The 4,496-nt window shown below is 69.9% G+C and carries 5 protein-coding genes and 1 tRNA gene; 3 read left to right on the forward strand and 3 right to left on the reverse strand.

All coding sequences use genetic code 11. The annotated features are described in order from the left end of the window. Together N4P33_RS33135 and N4P33_RS33140 are read left to right on the forward strand one after the other, a co-directional pair. On the forward strand, nucleotides 1–381 hold a 381-nt coding region (locus tag N4P33_RS33135), incomplete at its 5' end, for a tetratricopeptide repeat protein (protein ID WP_399030576.1). A gap of 81 nt (nucleotides 382–462) precedes the next feature. Continuing rightward, nucleotides 463–536, forward strand: a tRNA-Met gene (locus N4P33_RS33140). A 130-nt stretch (nucleotides 537–666) separates the two neighbouring features. Here N4P33_RS33140 and N4P33_RS33145 read toward each other — a convergent pair. Further along, nucleotides 667–1,083, reverse strand: coding sequence for a Fur family transcriptional regulator (locus N4P33_RS33145; RefSeq protein WP_260830635.1), 417 nt, complete (start codon nucleotides 1,081–1,083; stop codon nucleotides 667–669). A 142-nt stretch (nucleotides 1,084–1,225) separates the two neighbouring features. Here N4P33_RS33145 and N4P33_RS33150 point away from each other — a divergent pair, with 142 nt between their 5' ends. Then, nucleotides 1,226–2,677: a catalase gene (locus N4P33_RS33150; RefSeq protein ID WP_260830636.1), complete on the forward strand. Its 1,452-nt coding sequence runs from the start codon at nucleotides 1,226–1,228 to the stop codon at nucleotides 2,675–2,677. Nucleotides 2,678–2,752: 75 nt separating this feature from the next. Here N4P33_RS33150 and N4P33_RS33155 read toward each other — a convergent pair whose 3' ends face one another. Both N4P33_RS33155 and hisN read right to left on the reverse strand, forming a co-directional pair. Then, complete coding sequence (locus tag N4P33_RS33155; protein ID WP_260830637.1) at nucleotides 2,753–3,145, reverse strand: cyclic nucleotide-binding/CBS domain-containing protein; 393 nt, start codon at nucleotides 3,143–3,145, stop codon at nucleotides 2,753–2,755. A 172-nt stretch (nucleotides 3,146–3,317) separates the two neighbouring features. Then, nucleotides 3,318–4,118 (reverse strand): histidinol-phosphatase, encoded by an 801-nt coding sequence (gene hisN, locus N4P33_RS33160; RefSeq protein ID WP_260830638.1) that lies wholly within the window; start codon nucleotides 4,116–4,118, stop codon nucleotides 3,318–3,320. Nucleotides 4,119–4,496 lie beyond the last annotated feature (378 nt).

Here is a 4,496-nt window from a genome sequence, read left to right on the forward strand (position 1 = left end):
TGGTACGAGCGCGCGGCCTCCCAGGGGCACCGCCGGGCCCAGGTGCGGGTCGGCATGCTCGCCGCGGCGCGTGGGGATGTCGTGGAGGCGGCCCGCTGGTACCGGGAGGCTGCCGAGGCGGGCTCCCGCAACGGCGCCTTCAACCTCGGCCTGCTGCTGGCCCGTGAGGGCAGCGAGCCCGAGGCGGCCGTCTGGTGGACCCGTGCGGCGGACGCCGGCCATGGCCGCGCGGCGCTGCGCCTGGCCCTGGTCTACGCGCGACGAGGCGAACTCGCCGAGGGCCAGAGCTGGGCCGACCGCGCGGCGGCACTGGGCCCCCCGGCGGTGACGGAGCGCGCCATCCGCCTGCGCGACGCCCTGCGCCAGGAGCTGTCCGCCTGACGCTGCGCTGTGCTGAAGGGAATCGCCCGGAAAAGCGATTTGCTTCTGTCCGCGTCCTTGACGTAACGTTGCATTCACCGACGCGGGGTGGAGCAGCTCGGTAGCTCGCTGGGCTCATAACCCAGAGGTCGCAGGTTCAAATCCTGTCCCCGCTACTGAAGTCCGAGGGCCGGAGTCCGAAAGGGTTCCGGCCCTCGGTGCGTTGGCCTCCCGCAGCGGGCGCACGCGCGCAGCCCAAAGCCCCGGCACGACTCGTGCCGGGGCTTTCGCGTCTGCTGATGTGCCCTACGCCGCCGCGCAGTTGGGGCAGAGGCCGCGGTACGTCACCTCGACGTCCGAGACGGTGAAGCCGAAGCGCTCCGTGTCGGGGAGGTCGGCCAGCGGATTGCCCGTCGGGTGGACGTCGCGGATCGCGCCGCACTGCGCGCACACCAGGTGGTGGTGCGGCCGGTGCGCGTTGGGGTCGTAGCGCTTGGCCCGCTTGTCCGTGGCGACCTCCAGCACCTCACCGAGCGAGACCAGCTCACCCAGGGTGTTGTAGACGGTCGCCCGGGAGATCTCGGGCAGCTTGGCGACAGCTCGTGCGTGCACCTCGTCGGCCGTCAGGTGGACGTGTTCGCCGTCGAGGACCTCGGCCACGACACGGCGCTGTGCGGTCATCCGCCATCCACGTCCGCGGAGCCGTTCCAGAAGGTCACTCATGAGACCACCTTAACAGCAGGGGGACCAGGTCCCGAACAGGTGTGAAGTTGGAGCCTTACTTGACTTAGACATTGTCTATCGTAGGATCGAGACCGGCTTTAGCCAAGGGACAGGTTTGGCAGTAATGACGCAGGAGGCGCACGTGACGCAGGGACCGCTCACTACGGAGGCCGGTGCTCCGGTAGCCGACAACCAGAACAGCGAGACCGCGGGCGTCGGCGGCCCCGTGCTCGTCCAGGACCAGCTGCTCCTCGAGAAGCTGGCCCACTTCAACCGTGAGCGCATCCCGGAGCGTGTGGTGCACGCTCGCGGTGCCGGTGCCTACGGCACCTTCACGGTCACCGCCGATGTCACGAAGTACACGCGGGCCAAGTTCCTCTCCGAGATCGGCAAGCAGACCGAGGTCTTCCTGCGCTTCTCCACGGTGGCCGGCAACCTGGGCGCCGCGGACGCGGTCCGTGACCCGCGCGGCTTCGCGGTGAAGTTCTACACCGAGGAGGGCAACTACGACCTCGTCGGCAACAACACCCCGGTGTTCTTCATCCGGGACGCGATCAAGTTCCCGGACTTCATCCACACCCAGAAGCGCGACCCGTACACCGGCTCGCAGGAGGCGGACAACGTCTTCGACTTCTGGGGTCTCTCCCCGGAGTCCACGCACCAGGTGACCTGGCTGTTCGGCGACCGCGGCATCCCCGCCTCGTACCGCCACATGGACGGCTTCGGCTCGCACACCTTCCAGTGGAACAACAAGGCCGGCGAGGCCTTCTGGGTCAAGTACCACTTCAAGACCGACCAGGGCATCAAGAACCTGACCGCCGAGGAGGCGGAGATCCTCGCGGGCAAGGACCCCGACTCCCACCAGCGGGACCTGCGCGAGGCAATCGAGCGCGGCGAGTACCCGTCCTGGACCGCGTACGTCCAGATCATGCCGGCGGCCGACGCGGCCACCTACCGCTTCAACCCGTTCGACCTGACCAAGGTCTGGCCGCACGCGGACTACCCGCTGATCGAGTTCGGCAAGCTGGAGCTCAACCGCAACCCGGAGAACATCTTCGCCGAGGTCGAGCAGTCCGTCTTCAGCCCCGCCCACTTCGTGCCGGGCATCGGCCCGTCCCCGGACAAGATGCTCCAGGGCCGCCTCTTCGCCTACGGCGACGCCCACCGCTACCGCGTCGGCATCAACGCCGACCACCTGCCGGTGAACCGCCCGCACGCCACCGAGGCGCGCACCCACGCACGTGACGGCTACCTCTACGACGGCCGCCACAAGGGCGCGAAGAACTACGAGCCGAACAGCTTCGGCGGTCCCGTCCAGACGAACCGCCCGCTGTGGGAGCCGATCCCGGTGACCGGTGTCACCGGCGAGACGGTCACGCCCGTCCACGCCGAGGACGACGACTTCGTGCAGGCGGGCAACCTCTACCGGCTGATGTCGGAGGACGAGAAGGAGCGCCTGGTGACGAACCTGGCGAACGCCATCTCGGGCGTCACGCGGGACGAGATCGCCGAGCGCGCGATCAACAACTTCCGCCAGGCGGACGAGGAGTTCGGCAAGCGGCTGGAGGCCGCGGTACAGGCCCTTCGCGGCTGATTCCAGCGCTGGACCGCTTGCCGGACACGGGCCGGGACTCCCCTTGCGGGAGCCCGGCCCGTTCTCGTCCCACCGTCAGGCGGGCACCTGCTGCCGTACCGGTGCCCAGCACTTGATGATGTCGCGCACCGAGACGATGCCGACGGGCTCACCGTTCTCGCAGACGATCAGATGACGGAAACCGCCGTGGGCCATGGCCTGCGCGGCCTCCTCCAGGGTCCAGGCCGGTGCGGCGAAGACGACGTCGGTGGTGGTGTGGGCGTGGGCGCGCTCGGAGTCCGGGTCCTGTCCCAGACCGACGGAGTTGAGGACGTCTCGTTCGGTGAGGATGCCGATGCCGATGCCGTCGGGGTCGAGGACCACGGCCGCGCCGACACGGCGCGCGGCCATCAGGGCGGCGGCCTGGCGGAGGGTGTGGTCGGGGCCGATGGTGAGGACCACCGTGCTCATGGCGTCGCGGACGAGCATGGGATGGAGCCACCTCCTACCGGAAACCGTGCGGTGTCGCAGACGCCGGATCCGCTTGTTCACGGTTTCACAAATTCACAAGTGGGGGGACTCTCAGAGTGGCAGGTAAAGCGGGGGTCAACAAGGGGGCGCGTGCGGCCCGTCGAGGGCGCGCACGCTCAGCTCGTGCTTCTCAGTAGCGCTGGTTGAGATACCCCAGCAACTCGTCGTGCAGCAGCCCGTTCGACGCCGCCGCGTTCCCGCTGTGCGGGCCGGGCCGGCCGTCGAGGCCGGTGAAGGTACCGCCGGCCTCGGTCACCACGATCGCGTTGGCGGCCATGTCCCACAGGGACAGCTCCGGCTCGGCGCACATGTCCACCGAGCCTTCGGCGACCATCATGTACGGCCAGAAGTCGCCGTACGCGCGCGTGCGCCACACCTCACGCGTCAGGTCCAGGAAGCCGTCCAGCCGGCCCTGCTCCTCCCAGCCGCTGAGCGAGGAGTACGCGAACGACGCGTCCGTCAGCTTGGAGACGCGGGAGACGCGCAGCTTGGAGGCGGAGGTGAGGCTGCGGCCGCTGAAGGCGCCGTGACCCTTCGCGGCCCACCAGCGGCGGCCGAGGGCGGGGGCGGAGACGACGCCGACGACCGGCTGGTAGCCGCCCTCGCCGGCTTCCATGAGGGCGATGAGGGTGGCCCACACGGGGACGCCGCGCACGTAATTCTTCGTCCCGTCGATCGGGTCGATCACCCAGCGGCGGGGACCCGTCCCCTCCACGCCGTACTCCTCGCCGAGCACCGCGTCTCTGGGGCGGGCGCGGGCGAGGTGGCCGCGGATGAGCTCCTCCGCTGCCTTGTCCGCTTCGCTCACCGGCGTCATGTCCGGTTTGGTCTCCACCTTGAGGTCGAGGGCCTTGAACCGGTCCATCGTCGCGGCGTCGGCGGCGTCCGCGAGGACGTGGGCGAGACGCAGGTCGTCGAGGTAGTCGGGCATGGGGAGACGGTATCTGCCGAGGTGGGGGTGGGGCTACAGGGGGTTTGGGGCGGGGGGGTTGCGTTGGGTGCCGGGGTTGGTGCGGGCCCGGGGGCGTTTCGCTCACCCGCGCTTGCGGGGTGCCGCTGCGCCCACCCTCCCCCACTCTCGGCTTCGCTCGAGCGGGGGGACCCCCATCGCCCCAGCGGCACGACTGCCCGCAGCTACGCGGATGGCGGGCCGCACTCGCCCGCGGCGGGGAGGGGACGGGGCGGTGGTGTCTGCCCGCAGTGGCTGGTGCGTCCGCGCCGACCCGCTTTCTGTGTCGACCTATTTCGCGCCAGACCGAGGACGGACACCACCGACCCGGCCCCGACTCACCCACCACCCGTAGGCGCT

Source organism: Streptomyces sp. 15-116A (assembly GCF_025290915.1).
Lineage (GTDB): Bacteria > Actinomycetota > Actinomycetes > Streptomycetales > Streptomycetaceae > Streptomyces.